A 3,869-nucleotide genomic window follows, 5' to 3' on the forward strand; every position below is an offset into this window, starting at 1 on the left:
AGAAGTAGTACAACAGAAGAACGCTCACCCCACTTTTGAAGAGCGGATGAAATGAATTCGTCAATAATTGTTTGAGCACCGTTGGCAAAGTCACCGAACTGGCCTTCCCATAGAACTAATGCTTCTTCACGTTCAAGGCTATAGCCATATTCAAAGCCCATAGCAGCGTATTCGCTGAGCAATGAGTCGATGACAAAGAATTGGTTTTCATCGCTAATAAGTCCGCGAAGAGGTGTCCACTCGTTGCCATTTTCTTTATCAATGATGACAGCATGGCGGTTTGAGAAAGTTCCACGGCGCGCATCTTGTCCAGCAAGTCGAATTGGGTGACCTTCTTTAAGAAGTGAACCAAAGGCCAACATTTCACCAGTCGACCAGTCGATCGTTCCATCATTGAGGGACTCAACTCGCTTTGCAAGTTGTGGTGTCAACTTAGGATGAACGCTAAAGCCTTCAGGAACTGCTAACTGAGTTGCAGCAATTTCTTGTGCGAGGCTCTCGGTGATAGCAGTTGAAATTAAATCAGGCTCTGGAGCAACAGGAGCCTTGAAGTTCGCATCATGATCAGGCTCGATGTTATTTACTGCTGCAAATATAGATTCAATCTGTGCCTGGTATTCGCGTGCAATCTCATCTGCTTCTTCTGGCGTTAAATCTCCACGGCCAACAAGTGCTTCGGTATACAAAGTACGAGTTGAACGCTTTGCATCGATCATCTTGTACATCAATGGTTGAGTAAAGCTTGGCTCGTCGCCTTCGTTGTGTCCACGACGACGGTAGCAAACCATGTCAATCACAATATCTTTTTTAAATTTTTGACGATACTCGAAAGCTAAACGTGCAACACGGACACATGCTTCTGGATCATCGCCATTGACATGAAATACCGGAGCTTGTGTGATCTTTGCAAAATCAGTTGAATACACAGAAGTGCGTGCAGCATGTGGAGATGTCGTAAATCCAACTTGGTTATTAACCACAATGTGAATTGTTCCACCAGTACGGTAACCAGGAAGACCCGCCAATTGCAGGACTTCAGCGTTAACGCCTTGACCGGCAAATGATGCATCTCCGTGCATAAGAATTGGCATTACAGAGTAAGCGTTCTTCACATTCATGCGATCCTGCTTTGCACGAACAATGCCCTCTAATACTGGGTTTACAGCCTCTAGGTGAGATGGATTAGCTGCGAGGTACACATTTGTTGTTGCACCTGAATCTGCTGTGAATACCCCTGATGTTCCAAGGTGGTACTTCACATCGCCAGAGCCTTGAACCTGATTTTCTGTGTAGTGTCCCTGAAACTCTTGGAAGATCTGACCAGCAGACTTTCCGGCAACATTTGCCAGAATATTCAGACGACCGCGGTGTGGCATACCAATACACACTTCATCTAGCCCTTGCTCTGCAGCGGACAAAATAATTGCATCAAGTAGTGGAATTACAGATTCTCCACCTTCAAGTGAGAATCGCTTTTGTCCAACAAACTTTGTGTGAAGGAATGACTCGAAGGACTCTGCGCTATTGAGCTTACGTAACACGCGCAATTGTTCATCGCGAGGTAGTTTGGCATAGCCCACCTCAACATGGTTTTGAATCCACTCACGCTCTTTGCGATTTTGGATATACATGTATTCAACGCCAACTGAACGGCAATATGCATCGCGCAATATGCCAAGAATCTTGCGAAGTGTCATAAAGCGTTCGCCGCCAAAGCCGCCGGTTGCAAATTCACGATCAAGATCCCACAGAGTTAAGCCATGTGTTACAACATCTAAATCTGGGTGTGAGCGTTGAATATATTCAAGAGGGTCGACATCTGCCATCAAGTGACCAAATGTTCGATATGACTGGATTAACGCCTGAACTCGCGCAGTCTTGCTGATCTCTTCATCGCGTGAGAAAGCAAAATCTGTGGCCCATCGAATTGGCTCGTAAGGTATACGTAGAGAGCTAAAGATTTCATCGTAGAAACCTTCAGCACCTAGCAAGTACTCGTGCATGCGACGCAAGAAATCACCAGATTGTGCACCTTGAATAATGCGGTGGTCGTATGTACTTGTAAGGTTAACAACCTTGCTGACAGCCATTTCTATAAGAGTTTGCTCGCTTGCACCCTGGAACTCTGCTGGGTAAGCCATTGCTCCAACGCCAAGAATCAGACCTTGACCTTGAACTAGCCGCGGAACAGAGTGAACTGTTCCGATAGTTCCTGGGTTAGTAATAGACATTGTGGTGCCTGCAAAGTCTTCAACAGTTAATGAACCGCCACGAGCTTTTTTAATAATAGCTTCGTAAGCACTCCAGAACTGTCCGAAATCTAATTCTTCGCACCCCTTTATTGAAGGAACTAATAATTGACGAGATCCATCTGCTTTAGCCAAGTCGATTGCAACACCTAAGTTGATGTGTTCGGGCTTTCCAATAGCTGGCTTGCCATCTAATTCACCAAAGAATGCATTCATCTCTGGCATTGCACGAACCGCCTTGATCATGGCAAAAGCGATGAGGTGAGTAAATGAAACTTTTCCACCACGACTGCGCTTCAAGTGATTGTTAATCACAATGCGGTTATCGATCATCAACTTGACAGGAATTGCTCGTACAGATGTTGCTGTCGGAACTGAAAGAGATCCTTCCATTGCTTGAACTACGCGAGCTGAAACTCCGCGGATTGGCTCAAGTGAGGATGCTGCTGGAGTAATCAAAACTGGAACTGGCTTGACGATTGGATCTGCAGGAGTTGGTTGTGCAGATGCTGTCTCTCGAAGAATTGGTTGCTGTGGTGCTGGAGCCACGGGTGCAGGTTGTGAAATAACAGGTGCAGGTTGCGCAGCTTTTTGTTTCGCCTTTGGTACGGGTGGAACACCTTTGCTTGGTTGTGAAGCTGTTACTGGTGCACCCGGCTTATTATTTTTAAAGTACTCAACCCATGCTAGGTCTACTGAAGAAGGATTCGCTAAATACTGCTCGTACATTTCATCGACGAGCCAATCATTTGCGCCAAAATCCTGTGCCGACACTGGCAAGCTCCTTCTGCATTGATTACATCCCTAAGCCTATCGGCAGTAACTGGCCCCCATATGCACGATGTGGCGCTCACAAGGCGAGATAGGCCACACAGATTTCAGTCTCCATTTCAGGCCCATCTGGGGCAGGCTCTGCCCATGGTTTTAGCAGTGGTCACCGGTGCAAGCAGGGGCTTGGGCTTTGAAAATGCCAAGTCATTAGCGGCGCTGGGCTATGACGTTGTGATGATTGCAAAAGACACGAGCCGACTATCTCAGGCTCAGGAGTCACTCCTGCAGAATCACCCTAATCAACATTTCACCACTTATGCAGTTGATCTAGAAGATATGCAAGCTACTCGCACTGTTGTTGAAATGATTTCACAGCAACTTGTCGCACCGGAACTATTGATTCTGGCTCATGGTGTGATGAGTGACAAAATGTCTAAAACTCTGAAAACCAATGATGCCGAATGGCGCCGAGTTATGGCAATTAATTTAGATTCTGTTTTCACGCTAGTTAATGGACTTGCACCAGCAATGGTTGAAGCGCGAAGTGGCCGCATAATTATTTACTCTGCATGTCTTGGCCGAATGTCAGGGCCTGGCAATGCAGGTGGCCTTGCTCCATACAGAATTAGTAAAGCCGGAGTTAACGCACTTGTTCGAAATCTTGCACATGAAACTGGCCTTGGCTCCCGTGGGGTTTTAGTTGATGCTGTGTGTCCTAATCACTCTCGTACCGATATGGGAGGCGCTGATGCACCACGAAGTGCCGAAGAGGGCGCTGCGTGTGCATTGTGGCTAGCAACACGAGAGTTTAATGCTGGTGACACCACAGGAGTTTTGTGGGAAGACAAT

Annotated in this window: 2 protein-coding genes; one reads left to right on the forward strand and one right to left on the reverse strand. The window is 46.6% G+C overall.

Annotated elements, in window-relative coordinates:
* Positions 1-2,978 (reverse strand): multifunctional oxoglutarate decarboxylase/oxoglutarate dehydrogenase thiamine pyrophosphate-binding subunit/dihydrolipoyllysine-residue succinyltransferase subunit (locus AC9UEY_RS05495; protein WP_509538881.1); only part of this gene is annotated, 2,978 nt, incomplete at its 3' end.
* 189 nt (positions 2,979-3,167) lie between these two features.
* Here AC9UEY_RS05495 and AC9UEY_RS05500 point away from each other — a divergent pair.
* Positions 3,168-3,869, forward strand: a 702-nt coding sequence (locus AC9UEY_RS05500; RefSeq protein ID WP_509538878.1) for an SDR family NAD(P)-dependent oxidoreductase, incomplete at its 3' end; no start/stop codon positions are given.

Source organism: Candidatus Planktophila sp., from assembly GCF_040402275.1.
In the GTDB taxonomy this organism is placed as follows: domain Bacteria; phylum Actinomycetota; class Actinomycetes; order Nanopelagicales; family Nanopelagicaceae; genus Planktophila.